A 23,327-nucleotide genomic window follows, 5' to 3' on the forward strand; every position below is an offset into this window, starting at 1 on the left:
CATGACCGCCACCCCCGCCAAGAAGATCAGCAAGAAGAGCGCCAAGGCCGCCGCCGACCTGGCGGCCGCCACCGCCGCCGCGGCAGCTGCGGCCTCCGCCCTGAGCAAGCAGGCGCCCCCGTTCCGCAACCGGATCATCGACAAGAAGGCGCTGCGGAATCTGGTGTCCTGGGCCTACAAGCACCACGGCACCGCCGCCACCGCGGCGATGGCCGACGAGCTGAAGGATCTGGGCTTCCACTACGCCACCCAGGCGGCGGTGTCGATCTCGGTCGACGACCTGCGCATCCCCGGCGACAAGGCCGTCCTGCTGGAGGAGGCCGAGGAGCAGATCACGGCCACCGAGGAGCGCTACCGGCTCGGTGAGATCACCGAGGTGGAGCGCCACACCAAGGTGATCGACACCTGGACCGAGACCAACGAGCGGCTGGTGGCGGCCGTGCGCCGCAACTTCAACGACAACGATCCACTCAACTCGGTGTGGATGATGGCCAACTCCGGCGCCCGGGGGAACATGTCCCAGGTGCGTCAGCTGGTGGGCATGCGCGGCCTGATGGCCAACCCCCAGGGGGAGATCATCGACCTGCCGATCCGCACCAACTTCCGTGAGGGCCTCACGGTCACCGAGTATGTGATCTCCTCCTACGGCGCCCGCAAGGGCCTGGTGGACACCGCCCTGCGCACCGCCGACTCCGGCTACCTCACCCGCCGTCTGGTGGACGTGGCCCAGGACGTGATCGTGCGGGAGGAGGACTGCGGCACCCACCGCTTCATCCCCATCAACGCCGATGAGCGGGGCCGCTTCGGCACCAAGCTGGTGGGCCGTCTGGCCGCCCAGCCCGTCGTCGACAGCGACGGTGTCGTCATCGTCGACCGCAACGGTGAGATCGACCCGGCGATCTCGGCCGCCATCGAGAAGGCGGCGATCGCCACCGTGATGGTGCGCTCGCCCCTCACCTGCGAGGCCTCCCGTTCGGTGTGCCGCAAGTGCTACGGCTGGGCCCTGGCCCACAACGAACTGGTCGACCTGGGTGAGGCGGTGGGCATCATCGCCGCCCAGTCGATCGGTGAACCGGGCACCCAGCTCACCATGCGCACCTTCCACACCGGTGGTGTGTCCACGGCCGAGACCGGCGTGGTGCGCTCCCTGGTGGACGGCGTGGTGGAATTCGGGCCCAAGGCCCGGGTGCGCGACCACCGCACCCCCCATGGCGTCGAGGCCAAGCTGGCCGAAACCGATTTCACCCTCACCCTCAAGCCCTCGGGCAAGGGCAAGGTGCAGAAGATCGACATCACCAACGGCTCGATCCTGTTCGTCGCCGATGGCGATCCCGTCGCCCACGACATCATCCTGGCCCAGATCTCCTCGGGCTCGGCGGTGAAGAAGAGCGTCGAGAAGGCCACCAAGGATGTCATCTGCGATCTGGCCGGCCAGGTGCGCTTCGAGGACGTGATCCAGCCCCGGGAGGTCACCGACCGCCAGGGCAACATCACCCACAAAGCCCAGCGTCTCGGCCGCCTCTGGGTGTTCAGCGGCGACGTCTACAACCTGCCGCCCAACGCCCTGCCCGTCGTCGAGACCGACAAGCCGGTGACCACCGGCGACGTGCTGGCCGAGAGCCGCCTGCAGAGCGAGTACGGCGGCGCCGTGCGGCTGCGGGAGTCCACCGGCGATTCCCGCGAGGTGCAGATCGTCACCGCCAGCCTCACCCTCAAGGACTGCAAGCTGGTGGGTGAATCCAGCCACACCGGCGAGAGCTGGCACCTGGAGGGCAAGGACAACACCCGCTATCTGGTCAAGACCCAGCCCGGCACCAAGATCGGCGCCGGAGAGGTGATCGCCGAACTCACCGACGACCGCTTCCGCACCCAGACCGGCGGCATGGTGAAGTTCGCCCCCGGCCTTTCGATCAAGAAGGCCCGCTCCGCCAAGCACGGCTTCGAGGTGAGCAAGGGCGGCACCCTGCTGTGGATCCCCCAGGAAACCCACGAGATCAACAAGGACATCTCCCTGCTGATGATCGAGGACGGCCAGTGGATCGAGGCCGGCACCGAGGTGGTGAAGGACATCTTCAGCCAGACCGCGGGCATCGTCACCGTCACCCAGAAGAACGACATCCTGCGGGAGATCATCGTGCGCTCCGGTGAGCTGCACCTGGTCTCCGACGCCAAGGTGCTGGCCCGCTACGGCGAGGACGGCAAGATGGTCAACCCCGGCGAGGAGATCGCCCCCGGCCTCAAGGCCGAGGCGATGAAGTTCGTCGAGAAGGTCGACACCCCCGAGGGCGGCGCCCTGCTGCTGCGGCCCGTCGAGGAGTACGCCATCCCCGATGCCGCCCACCTGCCCGAGCTGTCCACGGTCAAGCAGACCGGCGGTCCGTCCCTCGGCCTGAAGGCCACCCAGCGCCTCACCTTCAAGGACGGCGAGCTGATCAAGTCGGTGGAAGGCGTGGAACTGCTGCGCACCCAGCTGATCCTGGAAACCTTCGACACCACCCCCCAGATGACGGTGGATGTGGAGGCGGTCGCCGACAAGCGGGCCAAGACCATCGAGCGCCTGCAGCTGGTGATCCTGGAAACCCTGCTGGTCCGCCGCGACACCCTCTCCGACGCCAGCCACGGCTCCACCCACACCGAGCTGCAGGTGGAGGACGGCATGACCGTCAAGCGGGGCGACGTGGTCGCCACCACCCAGATCCTCTGCAAGGAGGATGGGGTGGTCCAGCTGCCCGATCCCGTTCCCGGCGAACCGATCCGCCGCCTGATCGTCGAGCGGGCCGACGACACCCGCAGCCTGGATCTCGGTGCGGCCGTCCCGACGGTGTCGGTGGGCGATCGCATCGTCGATGGCGATGTGCTCGCCGACGGGGTGATCTCCCCCTGCTGCGGGCAGGTGGAGGCCATCGACGGCAAGACCCTCACCATCCGCCTCGGCCGTCCCTACATGGTGTCGCCCGATTCGGTGCTCCACGTCCGTGACGGGGAACTGGTCCAGCGCGGTGACGGCCTGGCCCTGCTGGTGTTCGAGCGCCAGAAGACCGGCGACATCGTCCAGGGTCTGCCCCGGATCGAGGAACTGCTGGAGGCCCGCCGCCCGCGGGAATCGGCGGTGCTCTGCCGCAAGAGCGGCACCGTGCAGATCAAGCAGGGCGAGGACGACGACTCGATCACCGTGTCGGTGATCGAGTCCGACGACGTCATCACCGAGTACCCGATCCTGCTGGGCCGCAACGTGATGGTCTCCGATGGCCAGCAGGTGAGCGCCGGCGAGATGCTCACCGACGGGCCCATCAACCCCCACGAGCTGCTCGACTGCTTCTTCGAGGACCTGCGCAGCCGCAAGCCCACCATGGAGGCGGCCCAGGAGGCGATCTCCAAGCTGCAGTTCCGCATGGTGACGGAGGTGCAGAACGTCTACAAATCGCAGGGGGTCTCGATCAGCGACAAGCACATCGAGGTGATCGTGCGCCAGATGACCAGCAAGGTCCGCATCGAGGACGCCGGCGACACCACGCTGCTGCCCGGTGAGCTGATCGAGCTGCGTCAGGTGGAGCAGGTGAATTCCGCCATGGGCGTCACCGGCGGCGCTCCCGCCGAGTTCACCCCCGTGCTGCTGGGCATCACCAAGGCCTCGCTGAACACCGACTCCTTCATCTCGGCGGCCTCCTTCCAGGAGACCACCCGGGTGCTGACCGAAGCGGCCATCGAGGGCAAGAGCGACTGGCTGCGGGGCCTCAAGGAGAACGTGATCATCGGCCGCCTGATCCCCGCCGGCACCGGTTTCGGGGGCTTCGAGGAGGAGCTGCGCGCCGAGGCCGGACCCCACCCCGACATCCTCGAGGAGGAGGCCGCCGGCTACCGCCGCAACCAGAACCTGCGTCCCGACTACACCGTCGAGATGCCGGCCCCGGCGGCCACCGCCGCCGTGCTGGATGACCCCTCCGAGGAGGATCTGGAGGCCACCCGCAGCCGCCACGGCATCGAGGCGGCCGCCAGCGGCTTCGCCGCCTTCGCCCGTCCCACCGCCGAGGAGGGCCTGGAGGAGGAGCTGATCGCCGATCCGGCGGCCCTGGAGGGCCTGCAGGAGGAGGGGCTGCTCAGCGATGACTGATCCCGCCGTCGCCACCCCTGCGGCCCCCTCCAGGCCCACCCCCATTCCGGTGCGGCGGCTGCCGCGCTTCGGCTTCCACACCCACACCGAGCGCCTCAACGGCCGGGTGGCCATGCTCGGTTTCATCGCCCTGCTGGCGGTGGAGTGGAAGCTGGGCCACGGCCTGCTGATCTGGCCCTGATGGCCGGGCCTGCCCCGCTGCTGGGGATGGGCCAGGCGGCCCTGGAGGCCTGGGCCGGAGACCAGGGCCAGCCGGCCTTCCGGGGTCGGCAGCTGCACGACTGGATCTACAGCCGCGGGGCCCGCAGCCTTGAGGCGATCACGGTGCTGCCCAAGGCCTGGCGCGAGGGGCTGGCGGCGGCCGGCGCCGGCATCGGTCGCTCGGCCCTGCTGCACCGCAGCGACGCCCGGGACGGCACCACCAAGCTGCTGCTGGCCACCGCCGATGGCCTCAGCCTCGAGACCGTCGGCATCCCCAGCGGCGACCGGCTCACGGTCTGCGTCAGCAGCCAGGTGGGCTGCCCCATGGCCTGCCGTTTCTGCGCCACCGGCAAGGGGGGGCTGCAGCGCTCCCTGGCGGTTCACGAGATCGTCGACCAGGTGCTCAGCATCCGCGAGGCCATGGACCGCCGGCCCAGCCATGTGGTGTTCATGGGCATGGGCGAACCCCTGCTGAACACCGACGCGGTGCTGGAGGCCATCGCCTGCCTCTGCACCGACCTGGGCATGGCCCAGCGCCAGATCACCGTCAGCACGGTGGGGGTGCCCCGCACCCTGCCCACCCTGGCCGAACGGGCCCTCGAGCGGCTCGGCCGGGCCCAGTTCACCCTGGCCGTGAGCCTCCATGCCCCCGACCAGCGCCTGCGGGAGGAGCTGATCCCCACCGCCCACGCCTACCCCCTGGAGGCCCTGCTGGACGACTGCCGCCACTACGTGGCGATCACCGGCCGGCGGGTGAGCTTCGAATACATCCTGCTGGGGGGCGTCAACGACCACCCCCGCCAGGCCGATGCCCTGGCCCGCCTGCTGCGGGGCTTCCAGAGCCACGTCAACCTGATCGCCTACAACCCGATCGCCGAGGAGGACTTCCGGCGCCCCGCCCCGGAGGCGGTGGAGGCCTTCCGCAGCCAGCTGCAGCGGCGCCACATCGCCGTGAGCGTGCGGGCCAGCCGCGGCCTCGACCAGGACGCCGCCTGCGGCCAGCTGCGCCGCCGGCTGATGGACGCCCCGGCGGGGTGATCGCCATGTCGATCCCGCCGCGTGCTGTCCCGGCCCTGACGTTCGTCCTGGCCGGCGCCCTGGCCTACGGAGCCCTGTGCGGCCTGCTGTTCCTGCGCCAGCGCTCCCTGCTCTATGTCCCCCAGCCCCGCGCCGCCGATGCGCCCGGCGAGCTGCTGGCCCTGCCGATCACAGGCGGCCCGCCGGGGGGCCGGGTGCTGGTGACGGTCCGCCAACGCCCCGGCCCGAAGGCGCTGCTGTACTTCGGCGGCAATGCCGAGGACGTGGCGTGGCAGCTGCCCCGGCTGGAGGCGGCGTTCCCGGACCACGCCCTGTACCTGCTGCACTACCGGGGCTACGGCGGCAGCAGCGGCCAGCCCTCGGAGCGGGCCCTGTTCGCCGATGCCCTCGCCCTCTTCGACCGGGTGCGGGCCGACCACGGGCAGATCGCCGTGGTCGGCCGCAGCCTGGGCAGCGCCGTGGCGGTGCACCTGGCGGCCCATCGGCCCGTCGACCGGCTGGTGCTGGTGACGCCGTTCGACAGCATCGAGGCGGTGGCGGCCCGCCACTATCCCCTGGTGCCGGTGGGGCTGCTGCTGCAGGACAAGTACCGCTCCGCCGCGACGGCTCCCCGGATCGGGGCGCCCACCCTGCTGATCGCCGCCGAACGGGACGAAGTGATCCCCCGCGCCAACACCGACGCCCTGCTGGCCAGCTTCCGGCCCGGGGTGGCGTCCCTGGTGGTGCTGCCGGTGGAGGGGCACAACGCGGTGGAGGGCTCCCCCCGCTACCTGCCGCTGCTGCAGGGGTTCCTTGGGCCCGATCCCTCCGGGGAGGCCCCGGGGGAAAGCCCTCAGCCGCCGTCGCGCCCCGCCTCGTAGGCGCCGCGGACCCCCTGGCCGTTCCAGGGGGTGAGCCGCAGCATCAGCAGGAAGGCCGGCAGGGCCGCGGCGGTGGTGGCCAGGAAGAAGCCCGGCCAGCCCAGCCGTTCGGCCACCAGCCCGGCCGGGGCGGCCAGCAGGGAGCGGCTCAGGGCATAGACGCCCGAGAGCAGGGCGTACTGGGTGGCGGAGAAGCGGGGGTTGCAGAGGCTCATCAGCAGCGCCACGAAGGCGGCGCCCACCATGCCGCCGCCGATGTTCTCCAGGGCCACCGCCGTCAGCAGAGCCGGCATGCCGCCGTCGAAGCGGGCCAGGCCCCAGTAGGCCAGGTTGCCCGCCGCCCCCACCAGGGCGAACAGCCACAGGGAGCGGTTCATGCCCAGCCGGCCGAACAGCAGGCCCCCGAGCACCGTGCCGACGATGGTGGCGCCGATGCCCCAGCCCGCCAGCACCGACCCCACCACCTCCGGGCTGAAGCCCTTCTGGATCAGGAACGGTACCGCCATCAGCCCCAGCAGCCCGTCGGGCCAGCGGTAGAGCAGCACCAGGGTGAGCAGGGCCACGGCCCGTGGGCCGCCGCTGCGGTGCAGGAACTCCCGCGCCGGCCCCAGCAGCGCCTGGCGCAGGCTGCTCACCGGCACGGCCAGGGGCTCCAGCCGCGGCGCCGTGAGGGTGAAGGGCACCACCACGAGCATCAGCAGGGCCGAGAACAGGAAGGCCAGGGGCCAGTCGAAGCGGCCGGCCAGGATGAAGCCGCCGGCCCCCACGGCCAGCATCGCCGTGCGGTAGCCCAGGTTGGAGGCGGCCGCCCCGGCACCCCGCTCCAGATCGGGCAGCAGGTCGGTGCGGTAGGCATCCACGGCGATGTCCTGGGTGGCGCTGACCACCGCCAGCAGCACCGCCATCACCCCGATCGCGGTGAGGCTGGCCGGATCGGTGGAGGGCCGCAGCAGGGCCATGGCGCCGATCACCGCCACCAGGGTGAGCTGCAGCACCAGCAGCCAGCCGCGGCGGCGGTCCGGCCAGGGCAGGGGCCAGCGGTCGAGGGCTGGCGCCCAGACCATCTTCAGGGTGTAGGGCAGCTCCGCCAGGCCGAGCAGGCCGATCAGGCCGAGAGGGATCTGGCTGGCGGTGAGCCAGCCCTGCAGCAGCTTGGTGCCCACCATGTAGGGGGTGCCGCTGGCGACCCCCTCGGCGGCCACCGCCAGGAGGCGACGCCAGGGGCGGACACTGCTGGAGGCAGGGCTGGCCATGGCCGCTCGCGGATCGCCGAACCCTAGGGGCGGCTGGTCGGACCACAATGCAGCCAGCCCCGCCGTCCCGTTCCCCCCATGTCCTTCCTGCGCTCCACGCTGCTGCCGGTGGCCATCGTGCTGCTGTTCGCCCTGGCCCTGTTCGCCGTCAGTGCCCGGATCTGGCTGCCCGGCGACATGGCCGCCCCTGCCCCGCTGGGCTGATCCAGTGCCGCTGGGCTGATCCGGGGCCGCTGGGCGGATCGGGCGGCCAACCGGCTTTTACGATGCCCTCACCTGGATGGCTCCATGCCGGACGACGGCCTGCCCTTTCCCGAAACCACCCACGCGCTGGCCCTCGATCCGGAGGTGCTGGCCCGGGAACTGGCGCAGGAGCTCCTGGGCGATCCCCTCGATGAGATCGACAGCGTCGCCCCCTCCAGCTCCGACGTGGCCGCCGAGTGCGACCTCGGCATCGAGCTGCTCAAGGGGGGACGGGAGGAGCGCCTGCAGGGCCTGCGCATCTTCTGTGAGCACCGCGACCCCCGCGCCATCCCCCTGCTGCTGCCGCTGCTGAAGGCCGGCTGCCCGATCGTGCGGATGAGCGCCGTCTACGCCCTCGGCCGCAACCCCCACCCCCTGGCGGTGGAGCCCCTGCTGGGCCTGCTGGCGGCCGACGACAACGGCTATGTGCGCAAGGCGGTGGCCTGGAGCCTCGGCAACTATCCCGAGGCCCCGGTGCTCAACCCGCTGATCCGGGCCCTGGAGCTCGACATCGCCGCGGTGCGGCTGTGGGCGGCCAGTTCCCTGGCCGATGCGGGCGCCACCGGTGTGGCCAAGGCCGACCCCGCCGCCGCCCAGCTGCTGCTGAGCCTCCGCATCGACAGCGAGCCGGCGGTGCGCAGCAACTGCGCCTGGTCGCTGGGGCGCCTCTACACCGACCTGGTGGAGCCGCGCCAGCGGGACGTGGTGGAGTCCCTGCTGCACACGATGCTCCACGACGGCGATCCCACCGTGCGGGACGAAGCCCGGATGGCCCTCGAGCAGCTGGAGCAGCCGGACGTGCTGGAACGGCTGCAGACCCTGGTGGACGAGGGACTGATCAGCTGAAGGGCATCAACCAGGGCCGTGCGACGGCCGCGAGCTCCGGAAATCGCGGTTAAGATCCCGGTCTCACCTGTGCAGCCCATCCGGGATGGCCGAACGCACCATCCGCTTCCGCATTCGCCCCGACGGGCGCGTGGAGGAACTCGTGGAGGGCGTGCAGGGCGAGGGGTGCTCCCGGCTCACGGAGCGGATCGAGGCCCGACTGGGCAGCGTGCAGCAACGACGCAGCACCTCGGAAGCGTTCCAGACGCCCCCCCTCGTTCTCCAGGACCCCCTGGTGGTCGTCCAGCACCACGGGCCCTGAGCCCCCGCTCCCCCTCCCCTTCCGTCCCATGTCGCACTTCAGCACCGTCAAGACCGAGCTGCGCGATCGCCAGGCCCTGGTGGACGCCCTCCGCGACCTGGGCCACCCCCCGGCCGAGGGCTCCTGCCAGGTGCGCGGCTACCGCGGCCAGACGGTGACCGCCGATCTCGCCATCCCCCAGGCCGACGGCGTCGACATCGGCTTCCGCTTCAACCCCGACAGCGGCAGCTACGAGCTCGTCACCGACCTGGAGCTCTGGAAGCAGCCCATCCCGGTGGAGCGCTTCCTGGCCAAGCTCACCCAGCGCTATGCCCTGCGCTCCATCCTGGCCAGCACGGCCGAGGAGGGCTTCCAGGTGAGCGAGCAGACCAGCCACCTGGACGGCAGCATCGAACTGGTGGTGACCCGCTGGGACGCCTGATTCCGTGAGCGTGACGGGTCCCGCCACCGGCCTCGACCCCGCCCTCGCCTTCCGCACCGCGGTGGCTCCGGAGTCGGCGGCGACGGGTCGGGAGCCCGTCCTGGGCGGGGCCCTGCGCCAGCAGGCCGTATGGGTCGATGAGGCCGTCTGCATCGGCTGCCGCTACTGCGCTCACGTGGCCGGCAATACCTTCGTGGTGGAACCCGACTGGGGCCGCTCCCGGGCCCTGCGCCAGGACGGTGACAGCACCGAGCGGATCCAGGAGGCGATTGACACCTGTCCGGTGGACTGCATCCACTGGGTGCCCTACGAGCAGCTGCCGGCCCTGAGGGCCCAGCTCGACGAGCAGGAGATCCAGCCCCTGGGGCTCCCCTCCCACGGGCGCCGTCGCCGCACCCTGCCCCGCGCCGTCCCGCCGTCGCCGTGACCATCCCCAGCCGGCGTTTCGGCCGCACGGGACTGGCCATGCCGGTGCTCTCCCTGGGGGGGATGCGCTTCCAGCAGAGCTGGAGCGACCTGCCGCCTGAGGCGGTGGAGGCCGGCAGCCAGGCCAATCTCGAGGCCACCCTGCGGGCCGCCAGGGCGGCGGGGCTGCACCACATCGAGACCGCCCGCCACTACGGCACCTCGGAACGGCAGCTGGGCTGGCTGCTGCCACGGCTGCCGGATCCCCGGCGGATCCTCCAGACCAAGGTGCCCCCGGCCGAAGATCCGGCGGCCTTCGAGGCCGACCTGCGCACCAGCTTCGAGCGGCTGGGCCTGGACGGCGAGGGGGGCCCGGGCGGGGGTGGGGGCCGGGTCGACCTGCTGGCCATCCACGGCCTCAACACCCCGGAGCTGCTCGATCAGACCCTGCGGCCCGGCGGCTGCCTGGCAGTGGCCCGCCGCTGGCAGGAGGCGGGCCGGATCGGCCACGTGGGCTTCTCCACCCATGCGCCGCTGCCCCTGATCCTGGAGGCGATCGCCAGCGACCAGTTCGACTACATCAACCTGCACTGGTACTTCATCCGCCAGGACAACCGGGCGGCGATCGAGGCCGCCACCGCCCATGACATGGGGGTGTTCGTGATCAGCCCCACCGACAAGGGGGGCCACCTGCACAGCCCCTCCCAGCGCCTGTGCGAGCTCTGCGCGCCCCTGCATCCGATCGTCTTCAACGACCTGTTCTGCCTGTCGGCCCCCGGCATCCACACCATCAGCGTCGGGGCCGCCTCGCCCCAGGATCTGGATCTGCACCTGGAGGCGGTGGCGCTGCTGCCCAGGGCCGGGGAGCTGCTGCCGCCGATCCTGGAGCGCCTCGAGCAGGCCCGCCGCCGGGCCCTCGGCGACGACTGGCTGGCCAGCTGGGACCGGGGTCTGCCGGCCTGGGAGGACACCCCCGGCCGGATCAACCTGCCGGTGCTGCTCTGGCTGCACAACCTGCTGGAGGCCTGGGATCTGGAGGCCTACGGCCGCGCCCGCTACGGCCTGCTGGGCCAGGGCAGCCACTGGTTTCCGGGCGAGAACGCCGACGCCCTCGATGGCAGCGTCAGCGAGGCCGAGCTGCTGGCGGTGCTGCAGGCCAGCCCCTGGGCCGCCGAGATCCCCGACCTGCTGCGGCGTCTGCGGCAGCGGCTGGGGGGCGAGGCCGTCAAGCGGCTGCAGGTGGCCTAGGCGCCTGGGGCGCTGGCCTGGGCCCCCGGCGCGATCGGTGTTTTCTGGGGCACGCCCACGGCCCGGGGGTAGGCGGCCGGACAGGGGCCGGCCGGCCGCAGCCAGAGGCCGTGGCGCACACCCCGGCCCGCCGGCAGGTCGCGGCGCTGCACCGGATCCACCGACGCCCGCAGCACGCCGACGGCCGCCTCCAGATCCCGCTGGTCGTCGGCGCCCCACTGGCCCCGGTAGAGGAGGGCCAGGCCGTCGGGCTTCAGCAGGGGCACCAGGTACTCGGCCACCACCGGCGCGCTGGCCACGGCGCGGGCCATGGCGCGATCGAAGCGTCCCCGGCAGTCCCGGGCGCGCCCGGTGCGCTCGACCCGTTCGCAGCGCAGCCGCAGCCTGCCTTCGTCCAGCCCCAGGCTGCGGGCCATGGCCCGCACCGCCTCCAGCTTGCGGCCCACCGAATCCACCAGGGTGATGCGGGCCGTGGGCAGGGCGATCGCCAGGGCCAGCCCGGGGAAACCGCCGCCGGTCCCCACGTCGATGAGCTCCAGGCCGTCCGGAACGCCGCCCGGGGCCGTGAGCAGGGGCACCCAGGGCCAGAGGCTGTCGAACACCTGGGCGATCCAGAAATCGTCGCCCTCCACCAGCCGGGTGAGGTTGACCCGGCCGTTCCACAGCCGCAGCTGCTCCTGCAGGGCCACCAGCGCCGCCAGCTGGTCGTCGGTAGGGGTCCAGCCGAGCGCCTGCCAGAGGCCGGCATCGGCAGGGGCGCTGGGTTCGGGGCTGGCGGCCATCCGCTACGGCAGTGGTGCTTCTCCCTAGGATCCCTCACGCCGGGCAGGCTGCCATCGCCGCCGCAGGGACCATGTCCTCCACAGCCAAGCCCTCCACCCCCACCCACTACCAGGTGCTGCAGCTGCAGCCCAACGCCACCGATCAGGAGCTGCGCCAGGCGTTCCGGGGCCTCAGCAAGCGCTACCACCCGGACACCACCGCCCTGCCGGCGGGCGAGGCCGAAGTGGCCTTCCGGCAGCTGCGTCAGGCCTATGCCGTGCTGAGCGACCCGGCTTCCCGACGGCTCTACGACGCCGCCCTGGCCCAGCCGGCCCCCCCGGTGCCGCTGCGGCCGCCCGCGGCGCCCGTCGTCCGGGCTGTGCCGGTGCGCCGGGCCCTGTCCGGCGGCGAGTGGTTCGCCCTGCTGCTGCTGGCCGTGGCCCTGGTGCTCAGCCTGGTGCTGGGACTCGGGGTGGCCTGGGCGCGGGGCGCCGAACTGATGGCCTGGCCCAGCTGGTGGTCGGAGCTGGAGGCGGAGTCGGCGCCCCCGGCCCCCCTGGAGCCAGTGCCCCCGGCCCCGCTGGCTCCGGCGTCCGAGGCGCCCCCGCTCCCCCAGCCGCCCGCCGCCTGACCCTTCCTTCCCCAGCCGATCCGATGGCGACCCTGCCCCCCGCCCCCACACCCCTCTACAACCACCCCCTGCCCGCCCTGGAGGACTGGCTGCGCCAGCTCGGCGCCAGCCAGTCGCGCAGCAACGTGGCCCACTGGGACCTGCATCGCCCTGAGTGGAGCGCCCGGATCGAGATGGAGGTGGAGGAGCTGCGGGTGAGCTGGCACCAGGAGGGCCGCACCACGGCGCGCCAGTTCCCCTACGGACTGTCGCGGGCCGACGTGGAGGCGGCGATCCTGGCGGGACCCTGAGCGCTGAGCGCCGGCTCAGAGGCTCGAGAGGGCTTCCCCAATAACCGCGTAGCACCGGGCCAGCTGGTTGTCGTCGATGCACAGCGGCGGCAGCAGGTAGGCCACCTGCCCCAGGGGCCGCAGGAACACCCCCCGGGCCAGGGCCAGCCGCTGCAGCCGCTGGCCGACGGGATTGAGGTAGCCGGGGGCGTCGGTGGCCACCTCGAAGGCGGCGACGCTGCCCAGCAGCCGGGGCCGCCGCACCAGGGGGTGGCGTGCCAGGGCCTCCAGGTGGGGACGGTGGCGCGCCTCGAAGCCCTGGTGGCGCTCCGGCCGCTCCTGAAGCATCGCAAGGCTGGCCAGGGCGGCGGCGCAACCGAGGGGGTTGGCGGTGAAGCTGTGGCCGTGGAAGAGGGTCAGCCCGGGGGTGGTGCCGATGAAGCCCTCGAAGATGGCCTCGCGGGCCAGGGTGACGCCCATGGGCAGGAAGCCGCCCGTGAGCCCCTTGGAGAGGGCCATCAGGTCCGGGTGAATGCCGGCCCGCTGGCAGGCGAACAGGTGGCCGCTGCGGCCGAAGCCGGTCATGACTTCGTCGGCGATCAGGAGGGCGCCGCTGGCGCGCACCAGCGCCTCCACCTGGCGCAGGAACTCCTCCCGCACCAGGGCCATGCCGCCGGCCCCCTGCAGCAAGGGTTCGAGGATCACCGCCGCGGTGGGCGTTTCCAGCAGCTGCTCCAGCCGCTCCAGGGCCGCCGCCTCCCGCGCCTCCACCCCGTCGTCGCCCCACCAGGTGGCGGGCCAGGGGGCCCGGGCCACGGCGAACAGCAGCGGCTCGAACGCCTCCGAGAACAGGGACCGTTCCCCCACCGCCATGGCGCCGAAGGTGTCGCCGTGATAGGCCCCATCGAAGGCGATCAGCTGCCGGCGGGGTTCGCCCCGGTTGCGCCACCACTGCCAGGCGATCTTGAGGGCCACCTCCACCGCCGTGGAGCCGTTGTCGGAGAAGAACAGCCGCTCCAGCCCGCTGCAGGCGGCCAGGCCCTCGGCCAGCTGCTCGGCGGCCGGGTGGCGGAAATCGGAGAAGCCCACCTGCTCGAGGGTGCGGGCCTGGCGGGCCAGGGCCTCGGCGATGGCGGGCTCGGCGTGGCCGTGCAGGGTCACCCACCAGCTGCTGATGGCATCGATCAGCCGGCGGCCGTCCTCCAGTTCGAGCAGGGCGCCTTCGCCGCGCACCACCCGCAGGGGCGGGTCGGCGGTGGCCACCTGGGTGAAGGGGTGCCAGAGGTGGGGATGCCAGCCGGGTCCGGTCACGGTGGGGCTCAGCGGCAGACCTCCGAACGGCGTTCGCCCTCGGTGGCGATCGGCCCGCAGTTCACCCAGCGGGTGACGCTGGTCTCGATGTCGGTGAACAGCACCAGGATGCCCGCACAGAGCGCGGCCACGGCAGCTGTCACGAGCAGATGCTTGCGGCTCATGGCTGCAGGCTACGGGCCAGGCCACTGCGCTGCCATTGCCGCTGCAGGCCTTCCCGGTCGAGGGGATCGAGGGGCGGCAGCTCCGCCAGCACCGGCACGCCGCCGAGGGCTTCCAGGGTGCGGGGATTGTCGGGGTGGGGGTCGCCGTTGAGCACCAGCCCGAGCACGGGGATCGAGCGCCGCTCCAGGGCCTCAAGGGAGAGCAGGGTGTGGTTGAGGGTGCCCAGGCCGCTGCGGGCCACCAGCAGCACCGGCAGACCCCAGACGGCGACCTGCTCGATCTGCAGCCAGTTGCGCCGCAGGGGCACCAACAGCCCCCCCGCCGTCTCCACCACCAAGGGGCCATCCCAGGCCGGCAGGGCCAGCCGGGTCGGATCGATGCTGATCCCGTCCCGCTCGGCCGCCCAGTGGGGGGAGACGGGGGCGGTGAGGCGGTAGGCCTCCGGCCACACCCGTTCCGGGGGCAGCCCCAGCAGCTGCTGGACCCGGCCGGTGTCGCCGCCCCCCTCCATCCCGCTCTGCACCGGTTTCCAGTAATGCGCCCCCAGCCCCTGCACCAGCAGGGCGCTCACCACCGTCTTGCCCACGTCGGTGTCGGTGCCGCAGACCACCAGCCTCATGCGATCCTCCGGCCCACCAGCAGCAGAACGTCCCACGACATTGCCCCACCGCAGGGCCAGTGGCGCAGCAGGCGGCGCAGCTGGGCGGGGCTCAGCGTCGCGGTGCGGCTGCTGCCCGCGCCCAGATCGCGAAGACGCCGCAGGGTGGCCAGGCCGCTGCCGGCCGGGCGGCTGAAGCGCAGGCGTTGCTGGAGGGTGGTGGCCAGGCCGGCGCTGGCCAGGGCGCCGATCAGCGCGTCGGCGTCGGGCAGCTCCAGGGCCGTGCAGGGCACCCCGGCGGCGGCGGCGGCCTGGCGCCACTGGGGAAAGCTGCCGCGCACGGGCACCGCCAGCGCCAGCCAGCCGCCCGGGGCCAGGGCGCGCCCCCAGCGCTCCAGTTCCCGGGCCGGCGCCTCCAGCCACTGCAGCGCGAAGCTCGACACCAGCAGCCCCGCCGGCTCCAGGGCGGCGGGCAGGCCGCCGTTGAGGTCCCAGACCAGCGGCGCCGGGCCGGCGGTGGCCAGGGGATTGCGGGCGAGCAACTCGGGGCAGAGATCGAGCTGCAGCAGGGGACGGCTGGCGAGGCCGGGGCAGTGGTGCAGGAGGGCGCGGCTGAGCAGGCCGCTGCCGGCGCCCAGATCGGCCCGGGGGGCCTCGGGCGGTGGGGCCGGCAGGTCGCGGCAGAGGCGGGCGAGCCGCCAGGCGATGCCCCGCTGCAGGCCGGCCTGGCCCTCGTAGTCGGCGGCGTGGCGGCCGAAGGCCCCGACCACCTGCAGGGGGAAGGCGGTCATGGGCCGAGGGCGCCGGTGATCCAGCGGCGCAGCTCCGCCGGCAGGGGCGCCTGCAGCAGGCAGTGGCCCGCCCCCTCGAAGCTGAGCACCTCGGCGTGGGGCAGGCGTTCGCGCAGCAGGGCGCGCGCCTCGGGCCCCACGATCCGATCGGCGCCGCCCTCCACGATCAGCACCGGCACGTCCGTTGGGAAGCCGGGCGGCAGATCGACGCAGGCCGCCAGACGCTCCAGGTCGTCGCGCAGCCGCCGCCGGCCCTCGGGCCCCACCGGCTGGCTGGCGGGGCCGTGGGGCAGGAGCTCGGGCGGATCAGGGGAGGCCGCCTTCTCCAGGAAGGCCTGCAGCATCCGCTGGGCGCGGCGGGCCGTGTCGGACTCGTCTGGCCCTTCGGCGAGCTGGGCCGCCATGCCGGCGAGGGCGGTCCGCAGCCGGCGGCCTTCGCGGCCCGGGGGCAGGAAGCGGGCGAAGCTGGCCAGCATTACCACAGCCTCGGCCTGGGCCAGCAGCGAGGGGGGCAGCAGGTGGGGCCCCATCGAATGGCCGATCAGCAGCCGCCGGCCGCCGGGGGCCCACTGGGGACGCTCGGGCGTGCGGCCGCCGTAACCCCGTTCGCCGCACTGCCAGTGCCAGTCCGTCGCGGCGAGGGCCTGGCGCAGCAGGTCCCAGCCCAGGCCGTCGCCGGCCCAGCCGTGCATGGCGATCACCTGCAGGGATGGAGCCGGGGCGGCCTCAGGGGGCGAGGGCATGGCGGGGGGCGAGGGGGCCGGGCCCGAGCGCGGCCAGCAGCCGCTCGAGGGAGCCGGTGGGGAGATCCTGGCGCAGCACCAGCCGCAGCCTGGCGGTGCCTTCCGGCACGGTGGGCGGCCGGATCGCCACGGTGAGCAGGCCGGCCGCCTCCAGCCGACGCTGGGCCGCGAGGGCCTCGGCGTCGGTGCCGAGGAGCAGCGCCAGGATCGGCCCCTCGCCGGGGGGCCGGGGCCAGCCCGCGGCTTCGATGGCGTCGCGCCAGCGGGCCGCCCGCTCCGCCAGGCCCAGCCCCGTGGACGGTGCGGCCTCCAGGTGGCGCAGGGCCGCCAGGGCGCCGGCCGCCAGAGGGGGGGCGAGGGCGGTGGTGTAGCGGAAGGCGCCGCTGCTCTGCAGCAGCCAGTCGCCCACCAGGGCGTCGGCGGCGAGGAAGGCGCCGCCGCTGCCGAAGGCCTTGCCGAAGGTGCCGCTCAGGATCGCCACGGAGCCGATGCCATGGGCGAGGCCGCGGCCGCCGGGGCCGAGCACGCCGAGGGCATGGGCCTCATCCACCAGCAGGGGCGCGTCGTGACGGAGGCAGAGGGCCGCCAGGGCGGCGACGGGCGCGCTGGTGCCCTCCATGCTGTAGAGGCTTTCGCAGAGCACGAGCAGCCGGCCATCGGGCCGCTCGCGCCGGGCGGCCAGCAGGCGGCGTTCCAGGTCTGAGGTGTCGTTGTGGGCGAAGCGCTGCAGGCGGGCTCCGCTGGCGCGCACGCCCACCAGCAGGGAGTGGTGGATGAGCCGATCGGCCAGCACCAGGGTGTGGCGATCCGCCAGGGCCGATACGGCGGCGAGGTTGGCCTGGAAGCCGCTGGGAAAGAGCAGCACCCGCTCGCGGCCGAGCCAGACGCCCAGGGCCGCCTCCAGCTGCTGGTGGATGGGCCGGGTGCCGGTGACCAGGCGGGAGGCGCCGGCACCCAGGCCACTGGCGGCCAGTTCGGCCGCGGCGGCCGCGAGCACGGCGGGATGGCGGCTGAGGCCGAGGTAGTCGTTGCTGGCCAGATCCAGCAGGGGGAGCGCGTCGCCGGCGGGTGAGGGCTGCAGGCTGGCCGTGGCGGCGGTGGGTTCAAGGGTGCGCAGGGCGCGGCTGCGGACGGCGGGCAGGGCCGAGAGGGCGTCGCGCAGCTGCTGGCGCCAGGGGGGCTGGGGGGCGGTGGGGTCGCCGCTCTCCGTGGTGGGGGGAGGAGGGATCAGGGCGGCCCGATACCAATGACAGGGGGCAGTCTGGGATGGGGGGTGGGTGGAGGTGCGGTCTGGCCGTCTCTGAACCCTTGGCAGAGCTTGACCGGGAGATGAAGACGTGCACCGCACGGGTGTAGCCCGGGATACAGGTGGTTCCCGTGTCCGAGAACCAGGGGCGATCACTTCATGTCTGGGGTGGATACCTTATGGGCTGATTGTGTTTTGCTCGTACTGATGTTCGGGGTGCACCTGTGGTTCACGGAAAGGACGCGCGACTCGGGCGTGGTTACCGGAACCGTCTAATGACGAGTTAGGCAGCTCAGACACACATCGACTCAGATCGTCGCAGTGGATCAAATTCAGAATCTTGCCGACGCTAGGCTCCTGCTTGGCTGCATCTACTGCGGGGGCGGAGAAGGCACGCGAGAACACGTTCCCTCGAAAGTCTTCCTTGACGCGCCCTACCCAGAGAACCTTTCCGTCATTGGCGCGTGCTACCCATGCAATAACGGCTTCTCCAAAGACGAGGAGTACCTAGCCTGCTTGATTGAGGCAGTGATCGCTGGCGCTGCTGACCCCAGCAAGGTACGACGAACCAGTGTCGCCAAGATTCTGGAACGTTCACCCGCACTACGAAGCCGGATTGAAGCAGCTAGGACCGCAACTCAGTCTGGTACCTCGTTCAGTCCCGAGGCTGCGCGCGTTGAGCGTGTACTGGCAAAGCTCGCCATGGGACACGCCGCGTACGAGCTTGCCCAGGAGTGTCGTCACCAACCCGCATCCGTCTGGTGGCAGCCGCTTCACCTCCTCAATCAAGAGCAGCGAGAAGAGTTTGATGCGCCAGAAGTAGTGACACTCATCGGGGAGATTGGTTCGCGTGGAATGCAGCGCCTCAAAGTGGCAGAGATAAAGATGGTTTCTCCGTCTGGTGAAGAAACCCGTCAGCAGATCATCTTGAATGACTGGATTGAAGTTCAGCAGCAGAGGTACCGTTACCTCGCATCGGATCAAGCTGGAATCATCAGCATCCGAATGGTAATCGGTGAGTATCTCGCCGCGGAAGTTACGTGGGAGACCTAGCCATGCCTTGCAGTTGCAGCGCGGAGCTGCCTAACCCCTCGTTCAACCGGACCCGCTACGGCAAGCACCGCAAGCCTGGTCTGCGGCACATGGTGCATCATCGCGTACCAGGCTTACGGCGCTTGCCTCCGCGGGCCGGTTAACTCGAACGTTAGCCTGGCAAGGGTCTGATACGAGAATGCAGGAGAAGGCTTTCGAACTGTCGCGAGTTTCCGGTCAGCCGGTGTCCGACGCCGAGCTTCTGGAAGACCTACGTCGCGTAGCGTCCAACCTCGGGAAAACAACGGTCGCCCAAAAAGAGTACCGTCTCGTCGGGCTATATGACGATTCGACGGCTACGCGCCGCTTTGGTTCATGGAATGAGGCATTAAAGGCCGCTGGGTTGAGCATCTCCAACGTGCTCGATATAGGAGACGAGGATCTCTACGAGAACATCCTCACGCTCTGGCAACACTACGGCCGCCAACCACGGCGACGTGAGCTCGCACTCCAACCATCACGAATATCGCAATCACCGTACTTGAGGCGGTTTCAGACATGGAATGCTGCACTTGAAAGCTTCGTTTCATATGGAAACGCCAACGACTCTGGAGACTTACAGACGACCGATTTCTCTCTGCCGTCGAAGGGTGCTCGCCGCACATCCCGCGACCCATCGCATCGTCTTCGATTCCAGGTTCTTCAGCGGGACCGATTCGCGTGCTGCTCGTGCGGCGCGAGTCCAGCGACGAAGGCCGGCGTCGAACTTCACGTTGACCATGTCACGCCTTGGAGCAAGGGCGGTGAAACGACCTTGGCGAATCTCCAGACTCTCTGCAGCAAGTGCAATCTTGGAAAGGGTGCTTATGGCGAAGGTGAAGGCTAACAAGCCCCTCGAGTGGACAGGCCACCACCACCTTTTAGCTCCGCCACCCCACTCTTCCTGCCTGCCACTCAGGGGCAGCGTTCGAAGGATGTGTCGTCCTTGAGGGGAACCAGCAAGGCAGCTTTGCGTCTCTGTCGCCAGGCAGGTACAGGTGAAGCATGGTAGAAGGCCGCCAGGCAGAGCTATTATGCCACTGGAATGAGGGTCGTCACAGTCAGATGCCTCAATCCATGGTTTATGCCAGTATCAAAGACCTCAATCTCTGGCAATTCTGGTGACTTCAAGTTTGTTGAATCTAACGGAAACGAAGCATGAGGTGAGATAGTCTTGGGCGTCATCGCCTGGACGCGAGGGATGACCGATGCGGCCAGGTCCCAGGCCTCTCCAGGAAGGGCTATTACCAAGAAGTTGCTCGACAGCATTACCTGAGTCATTGCACAAACCTCAAGGTCTTCATGGCTATGAACCTGAACCTGAGCGCAATTTCAAGAAGTGTAGCAGTGGTTGTCTGAGGTCTGATGGTGAGGCGAAGGTCTGCAGACGATGCCTGCTGAGAAGCGAAATCTTCGAACAGGCCCCTAGAGCCGATAGGCCGACGCCGAATCTGCTCAGAAGGCGATTACATCTTGCTGCTCAGGGGCGCGTCTATCCAGGCCGAGTTCCCGGACTGCCGGCGAGCGAGATAGCATCTGGTGCGGTACTCGGCATTATAACCTGGGAATTAGCAGGATCTGATTTGATGAATCGACATGAATCCGAGTAGCAATGAAGCTGGCGCAGGTACGCCGGGCTCAGAGGTGGCTTGGCCGGATGCGTTCTACATCCTCCGCGCGATGGACATAGAACCCGGACTCTCGCATGCCTTGGTCGCATTTCCGCGTCTGCAGCGCTATTCACAGTTCGCAGTATTACAGTACAATCGCGTGGCTCACACCCTTGAGCTGTACCGCACATCCATGCCCGATGGCGCACCTCCCTGTCCGGTGTTCCCTGATGTCCACATGTACTTCATCGTGTGGGATACGGTGCTCGACATGATCAATGTCATTTGCAAACCGCAAATGATCCGTCAGACAGCAATCGTCAGGCGAAAGCACCTTGAAATTCTTGAGCACTATCGAAGTGGGCGTGACGACTTTGAACACTACGATGAGCGAATGCCTGGGTCGCGTGGCAAGCGCTCTCGGCCAGTCGTTCTAGACGCTTCACGGATGGAGGGGGGAGGCGTGGTCATGCATGGCGAGGTGACCGGCGCGATGGAAGTTTGGTCCACAGGCCATATTGACGCCTCTGGCATCTACAGTTTCGCCGACCGGCAGTGGGACGTTGGGAGCTCAAGTTTGGAGAGACTGCAGTACATTGTTGCCGAGGTTGCCACGACGTTTCGTGAGGAGGTAAGGACCCTTGCGAGCATCGCTGACGGGGATGGAATGCCGAATGCAGCACCTACCAGCTAAAGCGCGGTTCGAAGGATGTGTCTTGTTTGCTGGGAGCCAGCAAGGCAGCGTCACGTCTCCGTAGTCGGGCAGCGACAGGTGAAACACGGTTGAAGTCAACCAGACAGAGCTTTTCGCCCACTGGTATGAGGTACATCGTGTTCAGATGCCTTGACCAATTGTTCAAGCCAGAATCAGAGGTTTCATGCTCTGGCAATCCTGGTGACGTCCGGCCTGTTGTCACCAACGGTAAATGAAGGTTGAGACTAGATAGCTCGGGGCTACATCGCCTAGTCGTAAAGAATGTCCAATGCGGCCCGATCTCAGACATTTCCAGTGAGAAACATCGCCAGGAAGTGCCAGGAGAGCATTTCCCGATCCATTACACCTTCCTCAGAGTCTTCTCGACTATGAACCTGAAACTGAGCACCAGTGTGGGAAGTGAAGCAGTGGTTGTCTGAGCTCTACTGGCGAGGCGAAGGTTCGCACACACTGCTTGTTGAGATGTGACACCTTCGATCAAGCCCCTAGAGTGATCAGGCCTCGGTCGAGTCTGCTACGAAGGCGATAACTTTCTGCATACCACTCAGGGGCACGTTGTACCGACCCTAGAAACGAATACTCCACCTCGCGGCATTCCTGCTGAAAGCGCGCTCTCTATCAGTTGCCATTCGGTTGGGCCGCGCCATAAGTACAATACTTGCTGAACATGCTTGGCACTGCAGTGCAGAACGCAAATACTATCAACATCGTCGTTACAGTTGTTACGTCCGCAGCGGTTGGAGCCGTCGTCTCGTCGATAAGTGTGCTGATCGGTCAAATGCTTGAACGTCGTGCTCGCCGTAGGGAAATAATTCTGTCTAAAGCGATAGAGTTGGCCCTCCGACGCACGGACTTGGAAATGGAACTGTTCGAGAGGGTTGGCGGACCTACGAGGCCGCGCGAGTATTCCGAAGTAGCCGCCGAGTACTACCGTGTTGTCGAGCATCTATTTGATAAGGGCAGACTCCCACATTAATCTTAATTGGGTAGCCAAAGGCCAAACGGAAGTTGGAATCCCACGGCAGTCCAACATCAAGATCCAGCGGAAGGGGTCTCATAAATGCTTGATGAGCTCAGTGGGCTGCTGCCCGCCGCTGATCTTGAGCGTTGGAGCGTCAACTGAAAACTCTAAAAATGAAAAGACCTGCCTGCAGCAGGCATATGCGCTATGCGCTATTCTCAAATTCTGATATCCTTTACCCCAACACCTTAGACCCCTTATGCCACTCTGGTTGTTTAACAACTCCCAAAATCTCCCACACAAAATCACCTTTGGTCGAGAAGACGCCATCTATGATGCGACTCCTGGTGATCAGCAGGGCAGGCAAGGAGGAGGAGATGTTGTGCCTACCGACAGATGCCTTGTGCTGACCACCTGTGACCCAGAAACTGGCGTTGACCTACCTTTTGAGGATGTCTGTACCGCCAAGCCGGGAGCAATTACGGCTAAGATAGAGAGAATCTGCTTTAACATACGTCGCTATACGATTACATCTATAGTCCGAAGCAAGATGCTGGTTCCACCGGATCGGTCTGATCCTTCGCTAAGTGGTACCCACCTTGTCTACATAGGAACCCTGGATGCGATATATCGCAGCAAGATGTTTATCGACGACCTTGCGAAAGATGCCCTTGCAGGAAAGTTCGTCGTTTCAAGCAAGAAGGCTGCAAGAGGCTTGGCGATGAAGAACCAATCGATTCAGAGAGCAAACTGATTTTGGCATGGCTCTCTTTGCCTTTAATCTTTCGATCTCTCTATACTGATAAACTGCACTCTAACATCAAAAATCAGCGGGCTGGGTGATGCTTGTTGATCGCAAGACCAATGGGCTACGGCCGCCGTTGATCATGAGCGTTAGGCTATGTTTCCGTTCCCTACTCCAACCTGCAGTCACATTCTATGTCCACTACTCCCGATGTCAAAGAGATTGAGATCGAAATCCGCTCTACGCTCGCCGAGTTTCTGAAGGAAATGGGCGCGAAACAGGGGAGACACATACATGCCAAACTTGACGAGCGTCTTCGGAACCGCGGTTGGCAGGTCCTTCGCGAATACCCGGTCGCAGGTGACGCATGGCTTGATAACCTAGGCAACCCCGCACCAGCGAAATCTCGTGCGATTGACCTTGCCGTGTGTTCCGGTGGCAAGCCTGTTGCCTTCATTGAAGTTGAATCCGATCTGGCTCATGCTGGAAAGGTGGGACTTGGTTCGCACTACAGTGTCAAGAGCCTTTCCCGAGACGCGAGAGGCCACCATTTCATGTCATACCAGTCCCTTGAGCGCATGGCCGTTGCAGTAAATCTGGGGAGATCTATAGTAGAGATCTCCTCAGATAAACCGCAAAGCCACAACCCACATGCCATCCCGTTGTTTTTGGTAGTTCACAACTGCAAAAAGTCTGAGATCATCGCTCTTGAACCTCGATGCAAGTCGCTTGGAGCGAAGATCATCTGTGAACTGATACGCAGTTGAGCGTCCGCTGCTTAA

At 68.4% G+C, this 23,327-nt stretch carries 25 protein-coding genes; 17 read left to right on the forward strand and 8 right to left on the reverse strand.

Features of this window, described 5'->3' with window-relative positions; translation table 11 throughout:
* Position 1: 1 nt before the first annotated feature.
* The 4 genes from KBZ08_RS10435 to KBZ08_RS10450 are packed head-to-tail and all read left to right on the forward strand — an operon-like array spanning position 2 to position 6,210.
* Positions 2–4,111 (forward strand): DNA-directed RNA polymerase subunit beta', encoded by a 4,110-nt coding sequence (locus tag KBZ08_RS10435; protein ID WP_254972813.1) that lies wholly within the window; start codon positions 2–4, stop codon positions 4,109–4,111.
* Positions 4,104–4,292, forward strand: coding sequence for a chlorophyll a/b-binding protein (locus KBZ08_RS10440; protein ID WP_254972815.1), 189 nt, complete (start codon positions 4,104–4,106; stop codon positions 4,290–4,292). Before KBZ08_RS10435 ends, KBZ08_RS10440 begins: the two co-directional genes overlap by 8 nt.
* Entirely contained in the window at positions 4,292–5,350 is a 1,059-nt protein-coding gene (gene rlmN, locus KBZ08_RS10445; protein ID WP_254972817.1) for a 23S rRNA (adenine(2503)-C(2))-methyltransferase RlmN, read from the forward strand. The genes KBZ08_RS10440 and rlmN overlap by 1 nt, the downstream gene beginning before the upstream one ends.
* Positions 5,351–5,355: 5 nt before the next feature.
* Positions 5,356–6,210, forward strand: coding sequence for an alpha/beta hydrolase (locus tag KBZ08_RS10450; protein WP_254972819.1), 855 nt, complete (start codon positions 5,356–5,358; stop codon positions 6,208–6,210).
* Here the strand turns inward: KBZ08_RS10450 and KBZ08_RS10455 are convergent.
* Positions 6,183–7,463: an AmpG family muropeptide MFS transporter gene (locus KBZ08_RS10455; protein ID WP_254972821.1), complete on the reverse strand. Its 1,281-nt coding sequence runs from the start codon at positions 7,461–7,463 to the stop codon at positions 6,183–6,185. The two genes, KBZ08_RS10450 and KBZ08_RS10455, sit on opposite strands and share 28 nt — an antisense overlap.
* 78 nt (positions 7,464–7,541) lie before the next feature.
* Here KBZ08_RS10455 and KBZ08_RS10460 point away from each other — a divergent pair, with 78 nt between their 5' ends.
* The 6 genes from KBZ08_RS10460 to KBZ08_RS10485 all read left to right on the forward strand — a co-directional run bounded on the left by KBZ08_RS10460 (position 7,542) and on the right by KBZ08_RS10485 (position 10,927).
* Positions 7,542–7,667 (forward strand): hypothetical protein, encoded by a 126-nt coding sequence (locus KBZ08_RS10460; protein WP_015110553.1) that lies wholly within the window; start codon positions 7,542–7,544, stop codon positions 7,665–7,667.
* 84 nt (positions 7,668–7,751) lie between these two features.
* Entirely contained in the window at positions 7,752–8,552 is an 801-nt protein-coding gene (locus KBZ08_RS10465; RefSeq protein ID WP_254972823.1) for a HEAT repeat domain-containing protein, read from the forward strand.
* Positions 8,553–8,637: 85 nt separating this feature from the next.
* A complete protein-coding gene (locus KBZ08_RS10470) occupies positions 8,638–8,853 on the forward strand; it encodes a DUF2997 domain-containing protein (RefSeq protein WP_254972824.1) in 216 nt (71 codons plus the stop codon).
* Between the two features lie 28 nt (positions 8,854–8,881).
* The gene (locus KBZ08_RS10475) at positions 8,882–9,274 is read left to right on the forward strand and encodes a DUF1257 domain-containing protein (protein WP_106220278.1); all 393 of its coding nucleotides are present in this window, start codon (positions 8,882–8,884) and stop codon (positions 9,272–9,274) included.
* Between the two features lie 4 nt (positions 9,275–9,278).
* Positions 9,279–9,701: a ferredoxin gene (locus KBZ08_RS10480; protein WP_106220279.1), complete on the forward strand. Its 423-nt coding sequence runs from the start codon at positions 9,279–9,281 to the stop codon at positions 9,699–9,701.
* Positions 9,702–9,739: 38 nt separating this feature from the next.
* Positions 9,740–10,927, forward strand: coding sequence for an aldo/keto reductase (locus tag KBZ08_RS10485; RefSeq protein WP_254972990.1), 1,188 nt, complete (start codon positions 9,740–9,742; stop codon positions 10,925–10,927).
* Here KBZ08_RS10485 and KBZ08_RS10490 read toward each other — a convergent pair.
* Positions 10,924–11,709: a 16S rRNA (guanine(527)-N(7))-methyltransferase RsmG gene (locus KBZ08_RS10490; protein WP_254972826.1), complete on the reverse strand. Its 786-nt coding sequence runs from the start codon at positions 11,707–11,709 to the stop codon at positions 10,924–10,926. The two genes, KBZ08_RS10485 and KBZ08_RS10490, sit on opposite strands and share 4 nt — an antisense overlap.
* A 71-nt stretch (positions 11,710–11,780) precedes the next feature.
* On the opposite strand from KBZ08_RS10490, the gene KBZ08_RS10495 reads away from it, so the two are divergent.
* Together KBZ08_RS10495 and KBZ08_RS10500 are read left to right on the forward strand one after the other, a co-directional pair.
* Positions 11,781–12,320, forward strand: coding sequence for a J domain-containing protein (locus KBZ08_RS10495; protein WP_254972827.1), 540 nt, complete (start codon positions 11,781–11,783; stop codon positions 12,318–12,320).
* A gap of 23 nt (positions 12,321–12,343) precedes the next feature.
* Complete coding sequence (locus KBZ08_RS10500) at positions 12,344–12,610, forward strand: DUF3143 domain-containing protein (RefSeq protein WP_254972829.1); 267 nt, start codon at positions 12,344–12,346, stop codon at positions 12,608–12,610.
* A 15-nt stretch (positions 12,611–12,625) separates the two neighbouring features.
* On the opposite strand, the gene bioA is transcribed toward KBZ08_RS10500, so the two are convergent.
* The 6 genes from bioA to KBZ08_RS10530 are packed head-to-tail and all read right to left on the reverse strand — an operon-like array spanning position 12,626 to position 17,359.
* Positions 12,626–13,900, reverse strand: coding sequence for an adenosylmethionine--8-amino-7-oxononanoate transaminase (bioA, locus tag KBZ08_RS10505; protein ID WP_254972831.1), 1,275 nt, complete (start codon positions 13,898–13,900; stop codon positions 12,626–12,628).
* An 8-nt stretch (positions 13,901–13,908) separates the two neighbouring features.
* Entirely contained in the window at positions 13,909–14,064 is a 156-nt protein-coding gene (locus KBZ08_RS10510; protein ID WP_181280039.1) for a hypothetical protein, read from the reverse strand.
* Positions 14,061–14,684 (reverse strand): dethiobiotin synthase, encoded by a 624-nt coding sequence (gene bioD, locus KBZ08_RS10515; protein WP_254972833.1) that lies wholly within the window; start codon positions 14,682–14,684, stop codon positions 14,061–14,063. The genes KBZ08_RS10510 and bioD overlap by 4 nt, the downstream gene beginning before the upstream one ends.
* On the reverse strand, positions 14,681–15,454 hold the full coding sequence (locus KBZ08_RS10520; RefSeq protein ID WP_254972834.1) for a methyltransferase domain-containing protein: 774 nt from the start codon (positions 15,452–15,454) through the stop codon (positions 14,681–14,683). The genes bioD and KBZ08_RS10520 overlap by 4 nt, the downstream gene beginning before the upstream one ends.
* A complete protein-coding gene (locus tag KBZ08_RS10525; protein WP_254972835.1) occupies positions 15,451–16,197 on the reverse strand; it encodes an alpha/beta fold hydrolase in 747 nt (248 codons plus the stop codon). The genes KBZ08_RS10520 and KBZ08_RS10525 overlap by 4 nt, the downstream gene beginning before the upstream one ends.
* A complete protein-coding gene (locus tag KBZ08_RS10530; protein ID WP_396122413.1) occupies positions 16,181–17,359 on the reverse strand; it encodes an aminotransferase class I/II-fold pyridoxal phosphate-dependent enzyme in 1,179 nt (392 codons plus the stop codon). The genes KBZ08_RS10525 and KBZ08_RS10530 overlap by 17 nt, the downstream gene beginning before the upstream one ends.
* A gap of 786 nt (positions 17,360–18,145) precedes the next feature.
* Between KBZ08_RS10530 and KBZ08_RS10535 the strand changes: the two genes are divergently transcribed.
* The 5 genes from KBZ08_RS10535 to KBZ08_RS10555 all read left to right on the forward strand — a co-directional run bounded on the left by KBZ08_RS10535 (position 18,146) and on the right by KBZ08_RS10555 (position 23,312).
* Entirely contained in the window at positions 18,146–18,496 is a 351-nt protein-coding gene (locus KBZ08_RS10535) for a hypothetical protein (RefSeq protein ID WP_254972836.1), read from the forward strand.
* Between the two features lie 223 nt (positions 18,497–18,719).
* Positions 18,720–19,361 carry a homing endonuclease associated repeat-containing protein gene (locus tag KBZ08_RS10540; protein ID WP_254972838.1) on the forward strand — a complete coding sequence of 214 codons (642 nt, stop codon included), beginning with the start codon at positions 18,720–18,722 and terminating at the stop codon, positions 19,359–19,361.
* An 863-nt stretch (positions 19,362–20,224) separates the two neighbouring features.
* Positions 20,225–20,818 carry a hypothetical protein gene (locus KBZ08_RS10545; RefSeq protein WP_254972840.1) on the forward strand — a complete coding sequence of 198 codons (594 nt, stop codon included), beginning with the start codon at positions 20,225–20,227 and terminating at the stop codon, positions 20,816–20,818.
* Between the two features lie 1,253 nt (positions 20,819–22,071).
* On the forward strand, positions 22,072–22,554 hold the full coding sequence (locus tag KBZ08_RS10550) for a hypothetical protein (RefSeq protein WP_254972842.1): 483 nt from the start codon (positions 22,072–22,074) through the stop codon (positions 22,552–22,554).
* 185 nt (positions 22,555–22,739) lie between these two features.
* Complete coding sequence (locus KBZ08_RS10555) at positions 22,740–23,312, forward strand: hypothetical protein (protein ID WP_254972844.1); 573 nt, start codon at positions 22,740–22,742, stop codon at positions 23,310–23,312.
* The last annotated feature ends 15 nt before the right edge of the window (positions 23,313–23,327 follow it).

Source organism: Cyanobium sp. Candia 9D4, from assembly GCF_024346155.1.
In the GTDB taxonomy this organism is placed as follows: Bacteria; Cyanobacteriota; Cyanobacteriia; order PCC-6307; family Cyanobiaceae; genus Cyanobium; species Cyanobium minutissimum.

Excerpts from the sequence above, each read along its gene's own strand:
- KBZ08_RS10435 (WP_254972813.1), top strand. The coding sequence starts at position 2 with ATGACCGCCACCCCCGCCAAGAAGATCAGCAAGAAGAGCGCCAAGGCC.
- KBZ08_RS10440 (WP_254972815.1), top strand. The coding sequence starts at position 4,104 with ATGACTGATCCCGCCGTCGCCACCCCTGCGGCCCCCTCCAGGCCCACC.
- rlmN (WP_254972817.1), top strand. The coding sequence starts at position 4,292 with ATGGCCGGGCCTGCCCCGCTGCTGGGGATGGGCCAGGCGGCCCTGGAG.
- KBZ08_RS10450 (WP_254972819.1), top strand. The coding sequence starts at position 5,356 with ATGTCGATCCCGCCGCGTGCTGTCCCGGCCCTGACGTTCGTCCTGGCC.
- KBZ08_RS10455 (WP_254972821.1), bottom strand. The coding sequence starts at position 7,463 with ATGGCCAGCCCTGCCTCCAGCAGTGTCCGCCCCTGGCGTCGCCTCCTG.
- KBZ08_RS10460 (WP_015110553.1), top strand. The coding sequence starts at position 7,542 with ATGTCCTTCCTGCGCTCCACGCTGCTGCCGGTGGCCATCGTGCTGCTG.
- KBZ08_RS10465 (WP_254972823.1), top strand. The coding sequence starts at position 7,752 with ATGCCGGACGACGGCCTGCCCTTTCCCGAAACCACCCACGCGCTGGCC.
- KBZ08_RS10470 (WP_254972824.1), top strand. The coding sequence starts at position 8,638 with ATGGCCGAACGCACCATCCGCTTCCGCATTCGCCCCGACGGGCGCGTG.
- KBZ08_RS10475 (WP_106220278.1), top strand. The coding sequence starts at position 8,882 with ATGTCGCACTTCAGCACCGTCAAGACCGAGCTGCGCGATCGCCAGGCC.
- KBZ08_RS10485 (WP_254972990.1), top strand. The coding sequence starts at position 9,740 with ATGCCGGTGCTCTCCCTGGGGGGGATGCGCTTCCAGCAGAGCTGGAGC.
- KBZ08_RS10490 (WP_254972826.1), bottom strand. The coding sequence starts at position 11,709 with ATGGCCGCCAGCCCCGAACCCAGCGCCCCTGCCGATGCCGGCCTCTGG.
- KBZ08_RS10495 (WP_254972827.1), top strand. The coding sequence starts at position 11,781 with ATGTCCTCCACAGCCAAGCCCTCCACCCCCACCCACTACCAGGTGCTG.
- KBZ08_RS10500 (WP_254972829.1), top strand. The coding sequence starts at position 12,344 with ATGGCGACCCTGCCCCCCGCCCCCACACCCCTCTACAACCACCCCCTG.
- KBZ08_RS10510 (WP_181280039.1), bottom strand. The coding sequence starts at position 14,064 with ATGAGCCGCAAGCATCTGCTCGTGACAGCTGCCGTGGCCGCGCTCTGT.
- bioD (WP_254972833.1), bottom strand. The coding sequence starts at position 14,684 with ATGAGGCTGGTGGTCTGCGGCACCGACACCGACGTGGGCAAGACGGTG.
- KBZ08_RS10520 (WP_254972834.1), bottom strand. The coding sequence starts at position 15,454 with ATGACCGCCTTCCCCCTGCAGGTGGTCGGGGCCTTCGGCCGCCACGCC.
- KBZ08_RS10525 (WP_254972835.1), bottom strand. The coding sequence starts at position 16,197 with ATGCCCTCGCCCCCTGAGGCCGCCCCGGCTCCATCCCTGCAGGTGATC.
- KBZ08_RS10535 (WP_254972836.1), top strand. The coding sequence starts at position 18,146 with ATGGGACACGCCGCGTACGAGCTTGCCCAGGAGTGTCGTCACCAACCC.
- KBZ08_RS10555 (WP_254972844.1), top strand. The coding sequence starts at position 22,740 with ATGTCCACTACTCCCGATGTCAAAGAGATTGAGATCGAAATCCGCTCT.